The 21790-nt window shown below is 55.5% G+C and carries 16 protein-coding genes and 2 pseudogenes; 9 read left to right on the top strand and 9 right to left on the bottom strand.

The window, feature by feature from the left end; all coding sequences use genetic code 11:
* Positions 1-11 precede the first annotated feature (11 nt).
* The 3 genes from HMPREF3039_RS07350 to HMPREF3039_RS07340 are packed head-to-tail and all read left to right on the top strand — an operon-like array spanning position 12 to position 3753.
* Positions 12-2291 (top strand): tetratricopeptide repeat protein, encoded by a 2280-nt coding sequence (locus tag HMPREF3039_RS07350; protein WP_067573835.1) that lies wholly within the window; start codon positions 12-14, stop codon positions 2289-2291.
* Between the two features lie 19 nt (positions 2292-2310).
* Positions 2311-3051, top strand: a complete 741-nt coding sequence (locus HMPREF3039_RS07345; protein ID WP_067982326.1) for a TlpA family protein disulfide reductase — start codon at positions 2311-2313, stop codon at positions 3049-3051.
* A 30-nt stretch (positions 3052-3081) separates the two neighbouring features.
* Positions 3082-3753 (top strand): TetR/AcrR family transcriptional regulator, encoded by a 672-nt coding sequence (locus HMPREF3039_RS07340; protein WP_067573827.1) that lies wholly within the window; start codon positions 3082-3084, stop codon positions 3751-3753.
* Positions 3754-3761: 8 nt separating this feature from the next.
* On the opposite strand, the gene thiE is transcribed toward HMPREF3039_RS07340, so the two are convergent.
* Positions 3762-4406 (bottom strand): thiamine phosphate synthase, encoded by a 645-nt coding sequence (gene thiE / locus HMPREF3039_RS07335; protein WP_231863874.1) that lies wholly within the window; start codon positions 4404-4406, stop codon positions 3762-3764.
* Between the two features lie 88 nt (positions 4407-4494).
* On the opposite strand from thiE, the gene HMPREF3039_RS07330 reads away from it, so the two are divergent.
* The 3 genes from HMPREF3039_RS07330 to HMPREF3039_RS07320 are packed head-to-tail and all read left to right on the top strand — an operon-like array spanning position 4495 to position 9659.
* Positions 4495-5541: a quinone-dependent dihydroorotate dehydrogenase gene (locus HMPREF3039_RS07330; RefSeq protein ID WP_067573825.1), complete on the top strand. Its 1047-nt coding sequence runs from the start codon at positions 4495-4497 to the stop codon at positions 5539-5541.
* 28 nt (positions 5542-5569) lie between these two features.
* Complete coding sequence (gene dnaE, locus HMPREF3039_RS07325) at positions 5570-9094, top strand: DNA polymerase III subunit alpha (protein WP_067573823.1); 3525 nt, start codon at positions 5570-5572, stop codon at positions 9092-9094.
* 13 nt (positions 9095-9107) lie between these two features.
* The gene (locus HMPREF3039_RS07320) at positions 9108-9659 is read left to right on the top strand and encodes a GNAT family N-acetyltransferase (protein ID WP_067573821.1); all 552 of its coding nucleotides are present in this window, start codon (positions 9108-9110) and stop codon (positions 9657-9659) included.
* Between the two features lie 234 nt (positions 9660-9893).
* Here HMPREF3039_RS07320 and HMPREF3039_RS07315 read toward each other — a convergent pair.
* A pseudogene (locus HMPREF3039_RS07315) lies at positions 9894-10217 on the bottom strand (GNAT family N-acetyltransferase); the annotation flags it as partial.
* 132 nt (positions 10218-10349) lie between these two features.
* On the opposite strand from HMPREF3039_RS07315, the gene HMPREF3039_RS13315 reads away from it, so the two are divergent.
* The gene (locus HMPREF3039_RS13315) at positions 10350-10571 is read left to right on the top strand and encodes a helix-turn-helix domain-containing protein (RefSeq protein ID WP_082770162.1); all 222 of its coding nucleotides are present in this window, start codon (positions 10350-10352) and stop codon (positions 10569-10571) included.
* Positions 10572-10575: 4 nt separating this feature from the next.
* Complete coding sequence (locus HMPREF3039_RS07310; protein WP_067573817.1) at positions 10576-11163, top strand: ScaI family restriction endonuclease; 588 nt, start codon at positions 10576-10578, stop codon at positions 11161-11163.
* Here the strand turns inward: HMPREF3039_RS07310 and HMPREF3039_RS07305 are convergent.
* From HMPREF3039_RS07305 to HMPREF3039_RS07290, 4 genes are all read right to left on the bottom strand, one after another.
* Positions 11153-12004 carry a DNA-methyltransferase gene (locus HMPREF3039_RS07305; protein WP_067573815.1) on the bottom strand — a complete coding sequence of 284 codons (852 nt, stop codon included), beginning with the start codon at positions 12002-12004 and terminating at the stop codon, positions 11153-11155. The genes HMPREF3039_RS07310 and HMPREF3039_RS07305 overlap by 11 nt on opposite strands.
* A gap of 7 nt (positions 12005-12011) precedes the next feature.
* On the bottom strand, positions 12012-12953 hold the full coding sequence (locus HMPREF3039_RS07300) for an IS1595 family transposase (protein ID WP_067573813.1): 942 nt from the start codon (positions 12951-12953) through the stop codon (positions 12012-12014).
* 47 nt (positions 12954-13000) lie between these two features.
* The gene (locus HMPREF3039_RS14495) at positions 13001-13135 is read right to left on the bottom strand and encodes a hypothetical protein (RefSeq protein ID WP_269447940.1); all 135 of its coding nucleotides are present in this window, start codon (positions 13133-13135) and stop codon (positions 13001-13003) included.
* A 294-nt stretch (positions 13136-13429) separates the two neighbouring features.
* On the bottom strand, positions 13430-17083 hold the full coding sequence (locus tag HMPREF3039_RS07290) for an autotransporter domain-containing protein (protein ID WP_167506763.1): 3654 nt from the start codon (positions 17081-17083) through the stop codon (positions 13430-13432).
* A 470-nt stretch (positions 17084-17553) separates the two neighbouring features.
* On the opposite strand from HMPREF3039_RS07290, the gene HMPREF3039_RS07285 reads away from it, so the two are divergent.
* Positions 17554-18954 (top strand): glutamate decarboxylase, encoded by a 1401-nt coding sequence (locus HMPREF3039_RS07285; RefSeq protein WP_067573807.1) that lies wholly within the window; start codon positions 17554-17556, stop codon positions 18952-18954.
* A 286-nt stretch (positions 18955-19240) separates the two neighbouring features.
* Here the strand turns inward: HMPREF3039_RS07285 and HMPREF3039_RS07280 are convergent, their stop codons facing one another.
* The 3 genes and pseudogenes from HMPREF3039_RS07280 to HMPREF3039_RS07270 form a co-directional block, all read right to left on the bottom strand.
* A complete protein-coding gene (locus HMPREF3039_RS07280) occupies positions 19241-20596 on the bottom strand; it encodes a DUF2851 family protein (RefSeq protein ID WP_067952036.1) in 1356 nt (451 codons plus the stop codon).
* Between the two features lie 22 nt (positions 20597-20618).
* On the bottom strand, positions 20619-21146 hold the full coding sequence (locus HMPREF3039_RS07275) for an STAS domain-containing protein (RefSeq protein WP_067573801.1): 528 nt from the start codon (positions 21144-21146) through the stop codon (positions 20619-20621).
* Positions 21147-21268: 122 nt separating this feature from the next.
* A pseudogene (locus HMPREF3039_RS07270) lies at positions 21269-21790 on the bottom strand (hypothetical protein); the annotation flags it as partial.

The raw sequence follows: 21790 nt of genomic DNA, 5'->3' as shown, positions 1-21790 counted from the left end.
TATTCCCCGCCATGTCTGAACCTGAACCTTCCCGCGTTTCCAGCAAAAAGCCATCCGTGAAAAAATGGGTGGTTCTTATTGTCGTGCTGGGGGCGCTCGTGGGGCTGGGAACCATGATGAAGGCATGGATGGAAAGACGGGCGGGAACAGGCGTCCAGCCGGCCGTATTTACGGGCGGCAGCGAGCACTGGGACCAGAATGAGGTTCCCGTTTCCATGCAGTGCGGCGCCTGCCATGAAAAGGAATTCAGGCAATGGGCCGGTTCCGACCACGCCTGGGCGTTTCGCAAGCTGGGGGACCAGTGGGAATCCGAGGCTTTCCACAACATGAAGCTGAGCGCCCACGGCAGCGTTCTCCAATTTTCCACGGACGGGCAGGGACGTACCGTTCACGACGGACAGGCCAATACCTCCTGGCGGGCGGAATGGGCCACGGGACGCATCCCGCTGGTGCAGTACCTGGTTCCCGCGAAAGACGGCGGCTACCATACCCTCAGCGCCGCATGGGATGTGAACCGCAAGGAATGGTTCGATATCTTCGGCAAGGAAGTCCGCCAGCCCGGCGACTGGGGCCATTGGACGGGCCGCGGCATGAACTGGAACACCCAGTGCGCCTGGTGCCACATGTCCCTGTTCCATAAAAACTATGATCCCGTCAAGGACCGCTACGCCTCCACCTGGAAGGAGCCCGGGGTCACCTGCATCCAGTGTCACGGCCCCCTGCTGGACAAGCCGGAGGCGGGAACGGGATGCATGATCTCCACCAAGAATAAGCTGACGCCTCAGCAGATTCACGACAACTGCGCTTCCTGCCATGCCCGGCGCGATGAATTCGACCATGATTTTGCCGTGGGGGACCGCTTTGACGACCACTTCCAGCTGGTGCTTCCCGTTCAGCCCGGCGTATTCTGGCCCAACGGCATGCAGAGGGACGAGGACTACTGTGAAACGGGGCTGCGCCTGAGCCGCATGGGCAAGGCGGGCGTCACCTGCCTGGACTGCCATGACCCGCATACCGGCACGCTCAAGCTTCCCCAGGAGGACAACACGCTCTGCATGAGGTGCCACGGTACGGGAGAGGCTGTCAACGGAGTGAAAGCCCCCGTCATCGACATCTCCAAACATACTCCGTGCCCGCAGCCCACCATGGGCGCGCGGTGCGTGGAATGCCACATGCCGGAAAGCCTGTACATGGCGCGCGACCCGCGCCGCGACCATTCGTTCAATTCCCCGGACCCGCTGCTGAGCGTGGAACTGGGCATCCCGAACGCCTGTACCATGTGCCATCGGGACAAGAGCAATGAATGGGCCGCGGAAGCGGTGAAAAAATATTACGGGCCGGACCCCAAAATGGCGAAATACAGGGATCGTACCAGGGCCGTGCAGCATGCGTATGAAGGCAAGGAGGATGTTCTGCCCCTGTTGATGGAATGCTTCAGGAAGGAGGAAGTGGGGGCATGGCGCGCCACGCTGCTGGACCTGATGGACTCCTGGGCTCATGAACCCGCCGTGCAGGAACTGGCTGCCGGAGCGGTGAATGATCCGGATGCCCTGACCCGTGCCGCCGCCGCCAAGGTAATGGGCCGCGCGAACAATCCCTCCGCCGGAAAACTTCTCAATGACCCGCTCAAGGTCGTGCGCCTGCAGGCGGAATGGGCCCTGCGGGATTCCCTGCCGCCGGACAGCCCCGGCATGAAGGAACTGACGGCGGCCGCACTGCACCAGGCGGACCAGCCCTCCGGGGCCATGAAGCTGGCGCAGATCGCCATCAGCCGGAAAGACGCCAGGGCGGCGGAACAATGGTTTGCCAAGGCGTTGAAGTGGGATGCCACCTCCTCCGTGGTGCACCGGGACTACGCCGTATTCCTGGCATCCCAGGGTCGCAGCGGGGAAGCCGTGGAACAGATGAGGGAGGCGGTGCGGCTGGCTCCCCGGGACGCCAACCTGTGGTACCTGCTGGGCCTGGGCCAGATTGAAAACAATGACGAGCCGGGGGCGCTCCAATCCTTTGACGAGGCGCTCAAAATAGAACCCGCCTTCATCCGCGCCCTGTTCAACCGAGCCCTCCTCAATGAAAAGGTGGGGCGCCTGGAACAGGCGATTCAGGATCTGGAAAACTGTTCCTCCCTGGACAAGGAAAACCCGGATATTCCCTTCACCCTGGCGGTCATGCTGTACCGCAACGGCCGTTACCGGGATGCCGCCGCCGCCGCCGCGGAAACCCTGCGCCGGGAGCCGAGGCACGCACAGGCCAGGCAAATTCTGGAATCAGCTTCTCGACATGGAAAATAAGATGTAGTATATCAATGTCATGTGTTTGAATTTTTCTTCTATTCGGACTCTGTTGGCGGGAGCGTTCCTGCTGGGCGCTTCCCTCGGCTTTGCGGAATCCCGGGACTCCGCGGCGGACCCCTCCCTCCGCACCTGGACGAACAAAACTACGGGTACCACGGTGGAAGCGCGTCCCATAGCCCTGAACATGAAAACCGTCAAACTGGTGACCACGGCCAAAAAGCCCATCACCATGCCGCTGGAAAAACTTTCTGATGAAGACCGCACATGGCTGGAGGAGCACAAGGACGTTATCGGCAAGCCCCTTTCCGAATGGTCTTCCATGCCGTCCGGACCGCTGGCTGAGGAAATGAAGGGGCAGACCTACATGCTGGAGGACGGCAAGCTCAAGAAAAAGGACGGCAAGCTGAACGCCAAATACTTCATTCTGTATTTCAGCGCAAGCTGGTGCGGCCCGTGCTGCCGTAACGCCCCGCACAGCGTGGAATCCTACAACAAGGTGGTGAAGGAAAACCCGGATGTGGAAGTCATCATGTGCAATCTGGACCAGAATCTGGAAGCCGCCCAGAAATGGGCTGCGGCCAACAACATGCCCTGGCCCGTCCTGCTGCGGAAGGACCTGACGGAAATGGCTAAAAAGGTCGCTCCGCGCGGTATTCCCACGATGGTTCTGATGGACAAGGACGGAAAAGCGCTCCAGTCCTCCCAGAATATGGAACAGTTGGTGAAGGCGGCCGGTTCCTCCCGACCATCACGCTAGGCGCAAAAACTTTCCCGCGTTTTTGAAACGATGCCCGCAGTCCGTAAATCCCAGGCCGACCGTTCCGCGGAAACCAGCGGCAAAATTCTCCGCGCCGCACAAAAGCTTTTTGCCCGCAGCGGCTTTGACGGCGTGACCATGCGCGCCATCGCCTCGGAGGCCGGGGTGAACCTGGCTTCCATCGTTTATTACTTTGAAAACAAGGAAGGGCTTTATCTCTCCGTCTTCCGCCATTATGCGGAACCTCTGATGGAAGAACGCATGAAACTGCTGAAGGAGGCGGACAGGGAACCGTCCCTCAGGGCGTACGCCCGCGCATTCATTGAGCCTGCCTTCCGCATACTTCTGGACGAAAGCCTGGGCGGCCCGGACCATATGCGCCTGCTGTGGCGCCTGCCGCAGGAACCGGAATGCCTCGTTGAGAAAATCTATGACGAATTCTATGCTCCGGTCATCCGGGAAATGACGGAAAGGGTTCGCCAGATCTGTCCGTGGGGAGATGAACTTTCCCTGTCCTGGCATGTTCATATCATGAGCTCCATCTTTCATGCCACGCTGGGTAAATACGCCACGCGCCCCGACCTTCACGACAAGGAGCCCTGGATGAAGGACCAGGACCGCATCCTGAAAATGATCGTGGACACGGCCGTGCTGCTCATTTCCCGTCCGGCTCTTTCTCCGGATGAAGAAGGGAACGCATAAAACCCTTTCTAGGCCTCTCCGAGCCGCCTCCTTACCGCCTCAACGGTTCCCGTGATGTCGGGATGCGTGAGCAGCCAGGAAACGATCACGGCCCTTGTCGCCCCGGCATCCAGAACGGCGGGAAGGGTGGCCTCATTGATGCCGCCGATGCAGAAGACGGGGAAATCCTCCGGAAGCTGCGCCTGCACGCCCGCAATGTGCTCCAGGCCGATCGCCTGCCTTCCCGGCTTGGTGCCTGTGGGAAACAGCGGGCCGAATCCTATGTAGTCCGCCCCCTCCCGGAAGCCGCCCAGCGCCTGTTCCGGGCTGTGGGTGGAGCGGCCTATGAGGGCGTCCGGCCCCAGCAGGCTCCGCGCGGCCTCCAGCTTCCCGTCTTCCTGCCCCAGATGCACCCCGTCCGCGCCGATGCTCCGGGCGACTTCCGGGTAGTCGTTGATGATGAAAAGACAGCCGTATTCCCGGCACAGGGGGGCAAGTTGGCGGCCCATGCGCTCTATGTGCTCCGGGGCGTGGTTCTTCGCCCTGAGCTGAAGAATGCCCAGTCCTCCCTCCAGCAGTTTTTTTGAGACAGGTATCAGTTGATCTTCAGGCGTGTATCCCAAATCCACAATGCCGTACAGGCGGCAGGCGTTGAGGCGTTCCATCCGGTTCATGCACGGGAATTGTACCGGATAAAATCATCCGGGCAAGACGCTTCCCAATCTTGACCGTAAAGGGCTGTGTGGTACACTCCCCCCCATCGTGTCCCCCGCATTATATTCTGCTGCCAAAAGTTTGTTGTTCCAGTTGAATCCGGAAACTGCCCACAACCTGACGCTGTTCGGGTTGCGCATGGCTGAAAGGATGCGCGTTCTCCCCCTCCTGATGGGTGGCGTACCTTCCGATCCGGTGGAAATCCTGGGCATGAAATTCCCCAACAGGGTGGGCCTTGCCGCCGGGATGGACAAGGAGGCGGATACGGTCAGCGCCTTCGGCCAGGTGGGATTCGGCTTTGTGGAGGTGGGAACGCTGACGCCGCGCCCCCAGCCCGGCAACGACAAGCCCCGCCTGTTCCGCCTCATTCCCCAGCGTGCCATCATCAATAGAATGGGCTTCAACAATCACGGCATTGCCGCCGGCGTGGAAAACATCCGGGAGGCCACCCGCTTCAACGGGGTGCTTGGTGTCAACATCGGCAAAAACAAGGTGACGCCGAACGAAGATGCCGCCCAGGACTACCTGGCCTGCCTGAGAGCGGCGTGGCCCGTGGCGGACTACATTGCCATCAACTTCTCCTCCCCCAATACGCCGGGTCTGCGCGACCTCCAGGCGGCTGAGCCCGCCGCGCGCCTGCTGGCTTCCCTGAAATCGGAACAGGCGAACATGGCGGCGGAAACTGGGCGGCAGGTTCCCATCTTCATGAAAGTGGCTCCGGACGTCACGGACGAACAAATCACGGAACTCAGCCGGGTCTTTCTGGATGAAGGGCTGGACGGCCTGATCGCCACGAACACCACGCTTTCCCGCTCCGGCGCGGAAAACAGTCCGCGCAGGGAGGAAGCGGGCGGCCTCTCCGGAGCACCCCTCACCGCACGTTCCACGGAAGTAATCGGGGCCTTTGCCTCGGAACTGAAAGGCCGTATCCCGATCATCGGCGTAGGCGGCATCATGAGCGGGGCGGATGCCGTCGCCAAAATCAAGGCGGGTGCCAGTCTGGTCCAACTGTACACGGGCTTCATCTACCGGGGCCCCAACCTGATCCGGGAATGTGTGGAAGCCATGAAGGCGGAATGCCCCGTAAACTCCTGAACCCCTCACCCTGCACAGACCCTGATTCATGGCTGACACCTTCGTACACCTTCACAACCACACGGAATACTCCCTTCTGGACGGCGCCGTCCACATCAAGGACCTCATTGCGGAATGCTCCCGCATGGGAATGCCCGCCGTCGCCGTCACGGATCACGGCAACCTCTTCGGAGCCATTGAGCTGGTCATGGAGACCAACAGCCTCAACAAATCCGCGGAAGCCTGGAACAAGGAACACCCGGAAGGCCCATGGAAACAGCCCGTGAAGCCTATCTTCGGCTGTGAAGTGTACCTCTCCCCCACGCCCATCGGCGTGAAAAAGCAGCTTCCCGGCCGGCGCAAATACACACACCTTCTTCTTCTGGCGGAAAATGAAACGGGCTGGCAGAACCTGGTCAAGATGGTCTCCCGCTCCCATCTGGAAGGCTTCTACTACAAGCCGCGCGTGGACATGGAAACCCTGCGGGAATTCCATGAGGGCCTCATCTGCTGCACGGCGTGCCTTGCCGGGCCCCTCAATGAATGGCTGCTCAACGACCAGCCGGAAAAGGCGGAGGAAGCCCTGCTGGCCCTGAAAGACGTCTTCGGGGAGAACAACATCTTTGTGGAATTGCAGGACCACGGCATGGAGGAACAGAAAAAGTGCCTTCCGGAACTGGTGCGCATCGCCCGCAAAACCGGAACGCCCATCCTGGCCACCAATGACGTTCATTTCCTGAAAAGGGAGGACCACGACATGCACGATGCGCTCATCTGCATCGGCACCAACGAAAAACTGGCCTCCCCCAAGCGCATGCGCTACTCCACGGAAGTTTACCTCAAATCCCCGGAGGAAATGAGGGAAGTATTCAAGGACTATCCGGACGCGCTGGAAAACACGCTGAAAATCGCGGAGCGCTGCAACGTCACGATCAAGCTGGACTCCACCAGCACGGAAAAGTACCCCGAATTCGGCACGCCGGACGGCTCCACGCGTGAGGAATACCTGCGCAAGGTGTGCTACAAGGGGCTGGAAGAACGGTACGGCAAGGAGCGCGTGGCCGCGGACAAGGAACTGTGCGCCCGCTTGGACTATGAACTGGGTATCATCAACCAGTTGAAATTCGCTTCCTACTTCCTGATTACGGCGGACTTCATCAACTGGGCGAAGGACCACGACATTCCCGTGGGGCCCGGCCGCGGTTCCGCCGCCGGCTCCCTGGTGGCGTACGCCATGAAAATCACGAACATCGACCCGCTGCGCTTCGGCCTCATCTTTGAACGCTTCCTGAATCCGGAGCGCGTGAGCCCGCCGGATATCGACATCGACTTCTGCCAGACGCGCCGTCCGGAGGTGATTGACTACGTACGGCAGAAATACGGGGAGCGCGCCGTGTCCCATATCATCACGTACGGCACCATGGGCGCCAAATCCGTTCTCAGGGACGTGGCGCGCGTGATGGACATGTCTTATGCCGACGGCGACCGCATCTCCAAGCTGATTGAAACGGGCCCCAAGGTGACGCTGCAATCCAGCTATAAAAGCAATGAGGAACTGCGGGACCTTATTGCGTCCGATGAAGCGTACACGGAACTCTGGGGGTACGCGACCCGCCTGGAGGGCCTGATACGCAACGTGGGCGTGCACGCCGCGGGCGTCGTTATCGGCGACCGTCCCCTGGACGAACACGTGGCCCTGACCCGTGACGACCTTTCCGATCCCCACGCCGCCGTCGTCGCCCAGTGCGACATGAGTGCCATTTATGAAGTGGGGCTGTTGAAAATGGACTTTCTGGGGCTGAAAACCCTCACCGTCATGCACGACGCGGAGGAATACGCCCGCTGGCGCGTTCCGGAATTCAGACTGGATGACGTGCCCCTGGACGACCGTGAAACGCTGGACCTGCTCAACAGGGGGGACACGATGGGCGTGTTCCAGTTGGAATCCGGCGGCATGGTGGATACCTGCCGGAGGTATGGCATCCAGAAAATTGAAGACATCATTGACTTGCTGGCCCTGTACCGTCCGGGTGCCATGCAGTTCATGGATGAAATGATCGAGGTCAAGAAGGGCATCCGGAAGGTGGAATATGAACACCCCCTGCTGGAGCAGGTCAGTGGAGAAACTTACGGCGTGATGATCTACCAGGAACAGGTGCAGGCAGCGGCCAAGCTGCTGGCGGGCTACACGCTTGGCGGCGCCGACCTTCTGCGGCGCGCCATGGGTAAGAAAGACCCCGCGAAAATGGCCAAGGAAAAGGCCCACTTTGTGGAAGGATGCTGGAAAACCAACCAGATTGACGAAAAAACGGCCACGGCCATCTTTGACAAGATTGAAAAATTCGCCGGGTACGGGTTCAACAAATCCCACTCCGCCTGCTACGGCCACATCTCCTACTGGACGGCCTATCTCAAGGCCCACTTCCCCGTGGAATTCCTCTGCGGCCTGATGTCCAATGAAGTGAATAACGACAAAATCGGCGTATTCATCCAGGAGGCCAACCGCATGGGCATTGAAATCCTGCCGCCCAACGTGAACAAATCCATGCTCAAATTCACTCCTGAAGAAACGCCTTCCGGCAAGCTGGCCGTGCGCTACGGCCTGGCCGCCATCAAGAACGTGGGTGAAGGCGCCATGCAGATTCTTCTGGAAGAGCGGAACAGGAACGGGGAATTCACCAGCATGGAGGACATCTGCAACAGGCTGGACTCCAAATCCGTCAACAAGAAAATTCTGGAATCCCTGATTCGCGCTGGTGCGCTGGACTGGACGCTGGAACCGCGTTCCGTCATGTTCGAGCGCGTGGACCTGGCCCTCAGCGGCGCCTCCCAGGTGCACAAGGACAAGGCGCTGGGGCAGGGCTCCCTGTTTGACATGACCTTTGAGGCCCCCAGGGTAAAAGATGAGCCTCCCGTTCCGGAATGGCCCAAGGAACAGCGCATGACTGATGAAAAGGACTTGCTGGGCGCCTACTTCTGCGGGCACCCCCTGGACTCCATGCGCGGCGTCATTGATGCGGAAAAATACACGCGCATCGGCCTCATAGACTCCCTGGAATCCCACGAACTCAAGCAGAAGCACCAGATTGCCGGCATGGTGCGCTCCGTCATTCCCAAAATCAGCAAGGCGGGAAGGAAATTCGCCATCCTGACCCTGGAAGACTTTACCGGAAGCGTGGAAGTGCTTCTGTGGTCGGACGTCTATGAAAAAGCCCTGGAAATGGAAGGCGGCCTGGAACCCGGCGTCTTCGTGGCCGTGCGCGCCAACATCCGGGAGGACGACCGCACCTCCTCCAAGAGCGTGGCCGCCCAGGGCATTGACCCGCTGGGCGGGAAAAAGCGCAGAACCAAATCCGGAGACCAGGGGCCGCTGAACATCATTGTCAGTCCCCTGCGCCACACCAGGGAAAACTTGGAGCATATCCGGAACATCCTGAAAAGATATCCCGGCCGCGGCAAGGTCAACCTCACCATCAAGGACAGCCTGGGGCACAGCCGGATTCTGGAGCTGGACGAGCAATTCCGCGTCAACCGCTGTGCCGCGCTGGAAACGGAACTCTCCATGTACAACTGAAAAACCTGAATTCGTGAAAAAGGAACCGCAGGTGTTTCCGGAATCGGCCCGTTTGAAATTCCGGGCGTGGGAGGAAGCGGACTGGCCCTTTTTTGCGGCCATGAACGCCAGCCCCTTGGTGATGCGCTTCTTCCCTTCCGTGCTGACGGAGGAGGAATCCCGCTCCATGTGGGACCGCATGCGGGCGGAGCTGGATGAAAAGGGCTATGGCCTGTATGCCGTGGAGCTTAAATCCTCCGGCGCCCTCATCGGCCTTCTGGGCTTCCATTGGGCGGACTTTGAGGCGGAATTCACCCCCTGCGTAGAAATAGGCTGGCGGCTGGTGCCGGAAGCCTGGGGCTATGGCTATGCCACGGAAGGAGCCGTGGCGTGCCTGGAATACGGATTCTCCCGCCTGGGCTTTGACCGGGTGTACTCCTTCACCGCCTGTGTGAACCATCCTTCACAAGCCGTGATGCGGCGTGCCGGAATGAAAAAAACGGCGGAATTCAACCATCCGGAAGTGTCTGCGGCTTCCCCTCTCCATCCGCACGTTTTATACATGCTGGAAGCTCCGTGCAAATAATGGGGGAAAGACGATTTATTTTCGGGGAAGACCCTCCGGAAATAAAAAAGGCAGCCGTGGGGGCATGGCGGCCATCTGAAGGCAATGGGGCGCCCGGTGGCTTTGACTCTCCAGTTTGCGGAGCGTAAACGGGGCGTTGCTTCCTGTGAAGAAGCCGGATTTCCGTCTTCATGCTTTTTGCCGGTCATTCCCCCCGGAGGAATGGAAGAAAACACCGTTTTTCAGAGCAACCCGTTAAACCGGCCTCATGTATAAAATGGGGTACGGATTGCCCTGTTCGTCGTGATCGGTTCTTTTGAACACCTGGAATCCCATGTGTTCGTAAAATCCGTTTGCCTGCGGATTTTGTTCGTTGACACCCAGCGTATTGACGGCGAACTTCTCCATTCCGTATTGAAATAGCTTTCTTTCCAACCCCCGCTCCCTTTCTTCCGGAGAAATAAACAGCATTTCAAGCTTTTGCCCCTCTATCCCCATGAACGCTGCAAGAGCCCCCTGCTCATTCTCTGCGACAATCAAATGAGAAATGTCTCTCAATGCTTGAGGAACATAATTTTTGGGAATTATATACTTAACTCAATTAAATCTATCTTACACCACTATTTAAAAGCTACCTCACAAAGGCAGCTCTTTTTGTTTAGATGACTATAATCATCAGACATCCATATTTGTTTCCTGTATAGTAATTAAATGCAGGATGATTCCAACATATTGCAACGTATAGGTGCAAAAATTAAAAAACTGAGGTTAGAGAAGGGATTAAGCCAAGAAGAGTTGGCTGAGAAAAGTGGAGTGGATAGAACTTTTATTGGAGGTCTTGAGAGAGGAGAGAGAAATGTTTCCGTGATGACTTTATGTGATATTTTACGGGGGGTAAATTCCCAAATTTGTAATTTCTTTTCTTCCCTATAAATATATGCTCCAATCTCCTTATTATAATCAGGATGTTTCTATTTGGAAAACAATTACTGAAGACTTGGTAGCTTCTCACCCCCTTAGCACCCAAGACCTTAAAAAATGCGTTTTAGAGGCGTGGGATGAAATATTTCAATCATCCATAGGGAATTATAAAATAGGGTTGGACATTCAACCTAAACCTCAAATTATGGGATTTCTCTTACACGAATTGATTCCTTTAAAATTAGCACAGCAATATCCAAGCCAATGGAGAATTGATAAGGAGAAAAAAGATAAGGATATAGTTTACATGCTTGATGAGAAATTTTCTATTGAGATAAAAACATCTAGCAATTCCAGTAAGGTGTTTGCAAATCGAAGCTACGCACAAACATCAACAACGGGTAAAAGAACTAAAGATAAATCTGGTTATTATCTATTGGTTAATTACCAGAAATTTTCTAATAGTTTAACCACCCCTCAAATTCTTAAAATACGATTTGGGTGGTTAGATGAACAAGATTGGAAGGGACAAGAATCTCAAACGGGTCAACAAGCTAACCTTAGTCCAGATATTTACGAACATAAATTTATTTCTATTCTCTGAATAAATACATTTGTTCGTGCTTTTGTTCTTGCTCCTTAATAAAAGAAGTAATCCTCTCTTTTGCTAGCTCGCAATAATGACCATTGATTTCAAACCCAATAAAACGGCGATTGTTTTTGATTGCACTAATAGCAGTAGAACCAGAACCCATGAATGGGTCTAAGACTATATTCTGTTCATGAGACCCACCTAAAATGACCCTATCTAACAAATCAACAGGAGTTTGAGCTGGATGTTGAGTACGTTCAGGCGACATTCTCCCTCTACCTGATGTGACTTTTGCTATTTGCCAAACATCTGATGGGTTTTTCCCTAGCGTATTACATCGTAATTTACCATTCTTTTTCTGGTTGGGATATTTAACATCTTTATCTCTTATAGCATCAAGATTGAATATATAGTTATCTTCGTCTTTTACAAACCATAGTATCTTTTCGTTTCTAGGGGAGAGCATGTTTTTACAAGCAACACCTGCTCCATAATTCCAAACTATCTCTTGCTGTAAATAAAACCTAGTTTTATTCCACAATAAATAACTTATAGGAACCGCCTTTCCTATATGAGGTAAAAATAAATAACCTATATTCAACCAGAGCGAACCGTGGTGTTTAGTAACTCTATGTATTTCTTTTAACCATATACTACACCATTCTACATAATGTTCTATATCCAATACATCTTCATAGAACTTTCCAATATTATAAGGGGGGCTTGTAAATGTTATATCTATAATGTCTGAGGGCAATGTTTTCATTGCTTCAATACAATCCATATTATAAATCAAACCATATTTATTTTCATAAAATGGCATTCCTAAAATTTGCTTTATATTTTCGAGCATTGTTGGTTTATTGAATCAAACAAGTATAAGCTATTCTCTGTCCAAATGATTTTTTCAACAAAGAATCTATCCTATCCCAGACATGATTTTGCACATTTCCTTCGTTCAGTCCATACATAAATTCATTCACGTATCTCTGTAGATGTTTTACAGAAAAGGAGTGATAGATTCCATAAAAACCACGCTTGAGGACTGCCCAGACGCTCTCGATGCTGTTGGTATGAGTCATTCCATCCACGAATTGTTTTGCGCTATGGTTTACAACCTTGTGGGTGAATTTTGAGTTTAGATAAGCTCTGTGTTCATCAGAACACAATGTTGCGTCTTCTTTAAGCGTAGCGTTCAGTTTGGCGTGGATTGTTGATTTTGTGGTGTAAGGAATAACTTTGGCGATAACCTTGCCGCCACGCTCACGCATACCAAAGACTACGGTCTTCCCGACAGCTCCACGTCCAGCGTTCAACTTTTTATAAGAGTGTTTGTTATCTTCGCGCCCGCCAATGTAGGTTTCATCGGCTTCTACAATTCCAGAGAGAAACCCGCCTTGCCCTTTATCGTCATCGTTATGTTTACAAGCTTCTCTAATTCTTTGAAGCATAAACCACGCAGTTTTCTGCGTAACCCCGATTTGTTTTGAAAGTTGGAGTGAGGAAATACCCTTGCGTGAGGTCATTACGAGGTAGAAAGCGAAAATCCATTTATGGAGAGGAACGTGTGACTTCTCAAAAATAGTTCCAGTCCGCACCGTGTAGTTTTTCTTGCAAGATGAACACAGGTAGTAACCTTCAACGCCATCCTTGGTGAAACGGTACTGCTTTTCTTCACAGTTACAGAACGGGCAGACTGGTTTGCCATTCCAGCGTTTCTTTTCAAGGTACCTTTTAGCTTCAACCTCCGAAGGGAATTTCTCCATGAGTTCAAAGACTGAGATGGTCAAGTGGGCGTTCATGAGGGAAAGTTAGTATAAGATTATGCTTGAGCCAAGTATATAATCCCCTATTTTTTGATATCTTCCATATCCGCCTCTGCCAGAAACAAATGCGTTGCCCTGACCGAGTTTTCCCAGACGTTCAGGAGCTGTTTCAGCAACAGGGAATCCCTGTCTTCCATGTCGGCTATCCTTATATTCATACCGCGTCCAATTTTGATTAATCAAGTACCCCTCATTTGCCAAAAGCGCAACTGCTGAATTTTCCTCCATTCTGATTTCCGCATATAACCATGTCAAACGGACCCTGCCGCGCCATGGTTTCATGCCGCTGTTCATAAACGTTCTGACAGTATTTGTGGAACTGGCGGTTTTGCTTGCGGGGGGCGCATGGAAAATCAAACGGGATGCAGTTCCGCAGGAACTGCATCCCGGTGATTCGGGGTTGGGGCTGTGGGCCTGGGAGGAAGCATTCTCCCAGGCCCGTTGTTTGCGACTTAGAAGGCGTAGCTTACCCCGGCGTTGACCCGGTGGTAGGTTGACTTGCTTCTGCCTTCAAATTCATAACCGGCGTAGGCCGTCCACCGCGGATTGATGACCACGGTGCTGTTGTAATTGACGCGCACGGCGTTGCGGTCCGGGCGGGACCCCCTGGCAGTCCAGGAAAAGTCGTTCATCAGGCGTCTGGCGCGGGTTTCCGGATTGTCGCGGATCACGTCGGGAACATAGCTCACGGCCAGGCTGTTCACCCACAGGACTCCGTTGCTGAATTGCAGGGACTTGCTGATTCCCACACCCACGGGGAGGCTCAGGTTCTTCAGGTCTCCCCTGTCGAAATGGCGGGGGTCATATCCCGTTTCCGTGAAGGAATTCTGGTTCACCTGGGTGTACTCGATTCCCAGGAACGGGGACAGCGTCCATCCCTTGTTCAGGTTGTGGTCCCAGGTGGCCTGCAAGGTGGCGAAGCCCATCCTGTTTTCCCATTTGCCGTTGGACGAGCCGCCGGAATAGTAGGAATCCAGTTTGTTGCGGGTCCAGCCGTAGCCCAGGGTTCCCTGGATGTTCAGCATGTTGCCGGGAGACATCTGCCTCCTCCATGCTCCGTAGAGCAGGGCCACGTAGGACGTCTGGTCCACTTCGCTGATCCATGTGCGGCTCTTGTTCTTGCCGTACAGGTTGCCGAAGGCGGCGCCCAGGATAGTGTTCGGCGTGAATCTGCGGTCGGCGCCCACGGCGTAGCCGCCGCCGTTGTAATCGTAGCCGTCAATGCCGTTTCTGGTGGCGTGGTAGGTGAAATCGCCCAGGCCGTTGACCCAGAAATTATTCTTGGGTCCCAGCAGGAAGCGAGTGATCCCCACTTTGCCCAGGGCGGCGTTGGAAACGGACTTCATGTTGGAAGCGGAGCTCCACATGGAATTGCCTATGTCCGCACCGGCCAGCTCCGGCAGAATATCTTCAATGCCGCCGGTGGGGTTCCAGACCGCATAAAGCTGGTCGTCAATGCCGTCGCCGTCCGTATCTACCCATTCCTTGGTCCAGTAGCCTTCATACGTGTAGGGGGAATCGACTACGTTCGTTCCAGTGGCAGTGGAATAAATGTCATCGAAATCGCCCGTTCTGTTGTCTTCGGTGCCATCAGTGTAGGAAAGCGCCAGGAATCTCTGCTTGGTTGCCCAGCGTTCGTGGGCGTAGTCGTCCAGAGTGTCCGCCACGCCCATCAGGCCGCCGAGCGTGTGGGAATTGGCCTGTTCAATGCTCAGTCCGGAACTGTAATCGTCCATGAAGGGGCGCAGGTCGAAGATAACGCCCTTGCTGAAGTCGATCGTGTCTCCGCGGAAAGTCGCACCGCGGCCGGCCCTCAGGGTCACTCCTTCGTTAAAGACGATGGCCTTGCTGTTCACGGAACTGTTGCCCGTGATTTCCAAAACGCCTTTATCGATGGTGAAGGAGGAATCCTTGGTCAGATCGCTGCTGCCGTACGTGACGCCGTCTTCCAGAATCAGGGTGCCGTCATACAGCGTGGTTTTCCCGGAGACATTAAAGTACTTGGATTCCGCCAGGCGGTTCTGCCAGTCGCTCTCCGACTCCCCGGCAGCCTGGGTGATCAGCCTGTCCGCCTCCGCTCCGGAAAAGCGGATGGTTCCGGTGAATTCGGGAGCCGTTCCTTCATAGGGAGTGGTGTCCACTCCTTCGGACTTATTGAAGTCATAGACGATATTGTCATACTCCTCTCCGTCGCCTTCATTGCGGAAGGGGTCGTAAAAAGTGACCGTCCTTCCTTCCTGGGCACGGAGTACCACGCTGCTCATGGAAATTTCTCCGTTGGTTGTGAATACAAGGGAATTCAGGATGGGGTCGTTTCCTCCGCGTTTTTCCGTGTTGCCTTTCACGATGATGTCTCCCTGGTCTGCGGAGAAGATGGCGTTCCCGTAATAAAGGAGCATGGCCCCCGCAACACCGTCCACGGCGTTGTTCTCAATGAGCACGCCGCCGCGGTTGTTGATGAATTCCAGTCCGTTGGCTGCCTGAAGCGCGCCCACATCCCACTTGGCCGAATTGCCGGAGATGGTGACCTTTCCGGTATTGACGAAGGACGTTTTCCCGTCCACTCTCAGGGCTCCGTAGCCGTAATCCGTGGATTTGTTTCCGGAAATGGAAATGTCCCCCGTGTTGGAAAAGGCGAGGTTTCCGTGGAACTGTCCCACGCCGTAATGATAGCCCGCCGTATTATTGTCCAGGTTGATGTTGCCGGTACGGGTGAAGGACGCATCACCGTCCACCTCCATGGCTCCATTGTAGTTGTCCGCGCTGTTCCCGGAAATGGAAATGTTCCCTGCATCCGTGACGCTGAACGTTCCGTAAAAGCGGAGCGCTCCGTTGGAGCCGGCGGTGGAGTTGTTTTCCACAGTGATGTCGCCGTTGTTGGAAAAGGTGGTGTTTCCGAAGACGGCTACGCCGCCCATCTGTGCGTCTGAACTGTTGCCGGAAATGGTGATGTCTCCCGTACGGGTGACGTTCCAGTCTTCGGTAATCCAGCCTACGGCATAATTCTTGTCCGCGTGGTTGTTGATGAAGGTGACGGAGCCGATATTGTCGAGGTTGAGGCTTCCGCTGACGCCGAACGCCCCGGCGCTGTTGCTGGCGTAATTGCCTTCAAAGCGCAGGTCTCCTTGAACGTTGGAGATGTCCAGGTCTTGGCCGCTGTAAACAGCCCCGAAGCCGCCGTTCCAGTCGGAGGTCTTGTCTCCGGCGTCCGCCCGGTTGTTCCTGAAAATGACGTCTCCTGTGACGCCGTTGATCGTCATGCCGCCTCCAGTGCCTTCCTGGCCGTCCACGGTACCCGCATAGGCATAAATAGCTCCGGCCATCCAGGCGGAATTGTCTTCAAAGATGATGTCTCCATCAATACCTTGGAAGGTAATGGCATCTTCACCTTCGGGAATATAATTCTTAACGTTCGGAGAGGAGGAATTACTGGCACCGGCATAGATGGCTCCTCCGATGTTGGAGTGGGAGCTTGTCAGAGAATGTCCGGTCGTATTCCCGCTGAACAGGATGGACTTGGTATTCTCAAAGGTGATTGTACCCCCTACAAACAAGGCGCCGCCCAGGGCTTGCCCTTGTGCGGCGCTGTCTCCCAGCTCGTTGTTGGTGAAGGAGATGTTGCCCATATTGGAAAAGGTGGCGTCTCCGCGCACATTCACGGCTCCCCCGGCATTGGTGTCGGCATTGACGATGGACTTGCTCCCGTTGAAGGAAAGATCCCCCATGTCCGTGAAGACGAGCATTTCCGCGCGGATGGCGCCCCCGCCTTCGTTGGTATTGGTCCAGCGGTCGGTGTGGATGGAGGAACAATTTTCAAAACTCATGGACAATCCTGTGCCGGTAAACGTCATGACAGACGTATTGGGGGCCGTACCAGAGTCCGTGGTCTGGTTGAAGAAAACGCTGCCTGCGTAAACGCCGTCGTTTGTCTGGAAGTTTTCAAAAGACAGGTTTTCCTTCAGGTTGTAGGTAATATTTCCGTCTGTTTCCTGCCGGGCAGTGACGGTGCCCTGGTAAAGGTCTTCACTCTGCTGGGCTGCCCCCGTTTGCACCAGGGAAGAGGCCATGAGGAACAGGATGGCGGATACTGCTAATTTTGGTTTCATTAATATGCGGTATAAGGTTCTTTGTTTGATGTCCAGATTAGTCCGGTTCGCGGGCGCCCGGGTGGGTGGGCTTTTGGCGTGGTACATCCGGCGTCTGGAATAGTAAGAGTCTTTAAACCGCGAATTTTCTCACGCAATGACGCGTGTTCCCGGAGGGAAAGCCGCGGGTCATTTCCGGCTGGCCGTTGAAAGTAAAAATGTCGCGTTATATTTTTTGTTAGATGGAGTTTGTGTCATACATAGGTTCTGTTTAGAATTTATATAAGAAATAATAACAAAATTTGTAATTGTGTGATATTTAGTAAGAGATGACTAATAAACGAAGGCTTGTTCCTGTATTTTGCCTAAAAAGTTATGACAGGGGGAATGACAATGGAAATATGAACGCTTGCCGGCTTGCGGGCTTCTATCCATGTATGCGGGAAGCCTGACTGGGCTTTCCGGCAACGATGAAATAAATACATACCGTCATGTTTGCTCCAAATCAGAAACCCGATACCGCCCGTGCCGAGAACTCCATTTTCGGTTCTCCGGAGGCGGACAATATTTTGCCCAAGACTCAATTTCCCGACTATGCAATGCGTCCCGAGGACGCCTACCAGCTCGTGTCCGACGAGCTGATGCTGGACGGCAACGCCCGCCAGAACCTGGCAACCTTCTGCCAGACCTGGGATGAAAAGCAGGTAAGGATGCTGATGAACATCAGCATCAACAAAAACATGATCGACAAGGATGAATACCCCCAGACGGCAGCCATTGAAATGCGCTGCGCCGCCATTCTTGCCAATCTGTGGAATGTGAACCAGGATGAAAAGCCCATCGGCTGCTCCACCATCGGTTCCAGTGAAGCGTGCATGCTCGGCGGCATGGCTGCCCTCTGGAGATGGCGCGCCCGCCGCAAGGCTGCCGGCAAGCCGATCGACAAGCCCAACCTCGTGTGCGGCCCCGTGCAGATCTGCTGGCACAAATTCTGCCGCTACTGGGACATTGAAATGCGTGAAATCCCCATGGCTCCCGGCAAATGGAAAATGGACGTTGAACGCATGCTGGAACAGGTGGACGAAAACACCATCGTGGTGGTGCCCACTTTCGGCGTGACCTATACAGGGGCTTATGAATTCCCGGCGGACATCGCCAAGGCCCTGGATGACTATGAATCCAAGACCGGCATCAATATTGACATTCACGTGGACGGCGCCAGCGGCGCATTCCTGGCCCCCTTCTGCGCTCCGGACATTGCCTTTGACTTCCGCGTCCCCCGCGTGAAATCCATCAGCACGTCCGGCCATAAATACGGCCTGGCCCCCCTCGGCTGCGGCTGGGTGGTGTGGAGAGACACTTCCGAACTGCCGGAAGGACTGATCTTCAATGTGAACTATCTGGGCGGGGAAATCCCCAACTTCGCCATCAACTTCTCCCGTCCTGCCGGACAGATCATCTGCCAGTATTACGACTTCATTCGCCTGGGCAAGGAAGGATACACCAATATCCATACCCAGGCATATGATGTGGCGCAGTACATCTCATCGGAAATAGCCAAGCTGGGACCGTATGAATTCATTTGCACGGGCGATCCCAAGGAAGGCATCCCCGCCGCCTGCTTCTTCATCAAGGACGGGCAAAAGACCAATTACACCCTCTTTGACCTTTCCGACAAGCTCAGGACGCGCGGCTGGCAGGTGCCCGCCTTCACGCTGCCTGCGGATTGCCAGGATACGGTCGTGATGCGCGTGATGGTTCGCCAGGGCTTCTCCAAGGACTTGGCAGACCTCTTCCTGGAAGACTACAAGCGCATGATCGATTTCTTCGAGAAACACCCGGTCACCTCGCCGATGACCGCGGAAGAAGGCACCTCCTTCCACCATTCCTGATGGAGGAGGCCTCATAAGGCTTTTTGTTGGATGAATAAGTGTGTGTAAGCACGGCTCCGCAGTTGTCAAGGTTTGTGCGTGGACCTGGCGGCTGCGGAGCCTTTTTATACCCGGACAGCGCGGGTATTCTGCGGAAGTACCCGCCGTTTTTTCAGAGGCCGTTCCTGATGGGCCGCACTTGAACCTGCCGAATCCGGTCTGTTCCGCGCTGGATGGCCGTTCCGGTTTTTCGTTGAGCCGCCTTCTCCGGAAACCGGGCACAGCAGAAAGAAAGGACGCGGGCCGTTCAGACCCCCTTCATATGCTCCAGCAGGGAGCAGACGCAGCAGGAATGCCGGAAACACAGGTCTTCATGAATCTGAAGAAGAGCCTGGTGATGCCATGCCCTCTTCAGGAATGCGGCCGCATCTTTTCTCTTTCCCAGAAGGCGCTGGTGGATGGAAAGAACTCTGGCCCCCGCCTGGGTGCCCGGGCGCGTCAGATACAGCTGCCACGCCCGCTCGGAGCCTTCTCCCGGCAGAATATGGTTGATGATGAATTCATGAATGCGGTCGCGGCCCATCAGGGCCATGGGACTTTTGGAAGGAGCGGAAGGCAGCGTGACATAGCTGCTCCAGTACGGATGCTTCAGGGAGGAGAGATAATCCGCCAGGTCATCCAGATGGTCGGGAGTGCAAAGCCGCTGGAAGGCGGAAAAATCGGCGGCGATAGTTGCCAGGGCACCGATGCGCCGCTGGGGATGGTTGGCTGGCCTGCTGCCTGACAGCGTCCAGGGGAACATGCGTTCCGGCGCCAGTTCAAAATGCTCGCGCAGGGGCCACCATTGCTCCCACAGCCTTTTATGGTGGGCTATGGCTTCCGGCGTGCAGGAATCGGGAAGAACGGGAACCAGGAAGCCCGCGGTGCCGAAGAGCAGAGCTTCGGGACAATCCCGGAGCGCATGCAGGGGCGCCCGCTGCGCCAGATGGCGCATGGCGTTTTTATTGGCGTGGTAGCCCAGCGTCTCCGCCAGGTTTTCGTATAAAAGCTGCGAGGGAGTCGTCAGTCCGCCCCGTTGCGCGTGCCGGCGGTGCTTGAGCTGGAAGCGGTAGGCCGCCGCGGATTGCAGCAGGATTTCCAACTGTTCGGCAGGCATCGTTTCCAGAACCTCCGCATGGCGGCAGGAACGGTCCGGAGCGGCGGCCGGTAAGGCTTCCGTGCCATGCAGCATGGATGCCGGAATGATGGCCAGAGGGATGCGTTCATGCCGGGAATTGCGGGTGAACCATTCCTTGCGGCTCGGGGTGCAGGCAAGGTGCAGGATGACGCCGTCGAATGCGGAGTTGGAGCCGTGGTTGTGGCGTTCCCAGTCTTCCGGAGAGGAATCCAGTTCCATGTCTCCCGTGTACGGAACACCGTCCAGTTGAATGCGGGCATTCAGAAAATCCGGTCCGGCGGACTTGTTCCAGTCCCCGCAGTCCAGAATACGGACGGATCTTCCGAGGTCGTCCGTGAAGGAAAAGCCAAACCTGCCTTCCAGCAGCAGGAGCTGAAGCGTGCGTTCATCCGGCAATGCGGAATGCCGCGAACCGGCCCGTTCCCGGACGGAATCTGTTTCACTGGCGGACAGGGCGCTCCCGTACAGGGAGGCCAGGGAACTCATATCCATATCCGGAGAGGAGGATTTACTGGTCTTTCTGCCTCTTCAGCTCGTCCTTGAGGCAGTCGGTCACATTGCGGAACTTTTCTTCGTTCTCTTCGCTCAGCTCGCTCAGAGTCAGGTGGGAGTCGAGAACGTGGAGGGTTTGGTCCCTGGCGTCCAGATGAACGGCGGGGGTTGTCTCCGTACCGAGGTTGGCGCGTATTTGCTCCACTTTGCCCCGCCAGGGGGCGGTGGGCGGTTCAATGCTCAGCAGGGCGTCCAGTCCCAGACTTTCCAGGGCGGAAAGGCAGCGTTCGCTTGGGGAGGCTATTTGCACGGCCCCGTCAATGGGCATCAGCCTGCGGGCCAGCCCCGCCAGGGTTCCCATGAAGGTGGAATCAATGCCGGAACATGTTTCCAGATCAATCACAATCAGGCGTCCTCCGGAGGCGATGTATTCGTCCCCCAGCGACTTCACCGTGGGACTGTTGGAAAAACTGCCGCGGCCGGAGCACCGAATCCAGAGGAATTCGTCAAAACGGCCGAAAAGGATGGAAGAATTGTTATTCACGTTATTGGATAATGGAAACCGTATGAATAACAAGAGAAGCAGCGCCGGTCAAGTCAGGATTTAAGATGCATGGGGGGCACAGGCGGGCCTGTCCGCAGGAAGGGGCGATAGTTGACGGACGGTCACAAAACCGGACGGTTGAAGGCCATTCCGACCCCTTCTCCAGTACCGGGCAGGAACCGGTAGTAAACCTCCAGCATCAGCGTGGCCAGGCATTGGCGGTAAATCCTGTCGTTGGCATGACGGTTCTGGCTTGTTTGAACGTTGCCGCCGGGGCCTCCGAATCCGTTGGGTGCAAAACTCCCGTCAGTTCTCTGCGCGTTCAACGTGGCATCCCGGAAGGCCCTGTTGTAAGCCGTCCACACGTCCCCGCCGCGGTTCATGGCCGCCTGTACGCCGTAGTAATGCTGGTAGAGGTTGGAGGTGGTGTTGTTCGCCTTCCAGTTGAAAGGCTTGTTGGTGCTCTTGAGCATCCAGTCCAGTCCCTTGCGCGCGGCGCTGTCGGAGCCGCTGCCGCACATCTGGAGGGACAGCACCCCCACCCCCACCAGGGACGCGCGGGGTTCCTTGCCGTTTTCCTGGTAGGAAAACAGGCCGTCTGGCATCGCAGTCTTGCGGCAGTACATGGCGGCCTTGCGCAGGGC

Source organism: Akkermansia sp. KLE1798, from assembly GCF_001580195.1.
Classification (GTDB): Bacteria; Verrucomicrobiota; Verrucomicrobiia; order Verrucomicrobiales; family Akkermansiaceae; genus Akkermansia; species Akkermansia biwaensis.
Note: the sequence above shows the minus strand (reverse complement) of the source record. Positions and strands in the feature narration are given on the sequence as shown.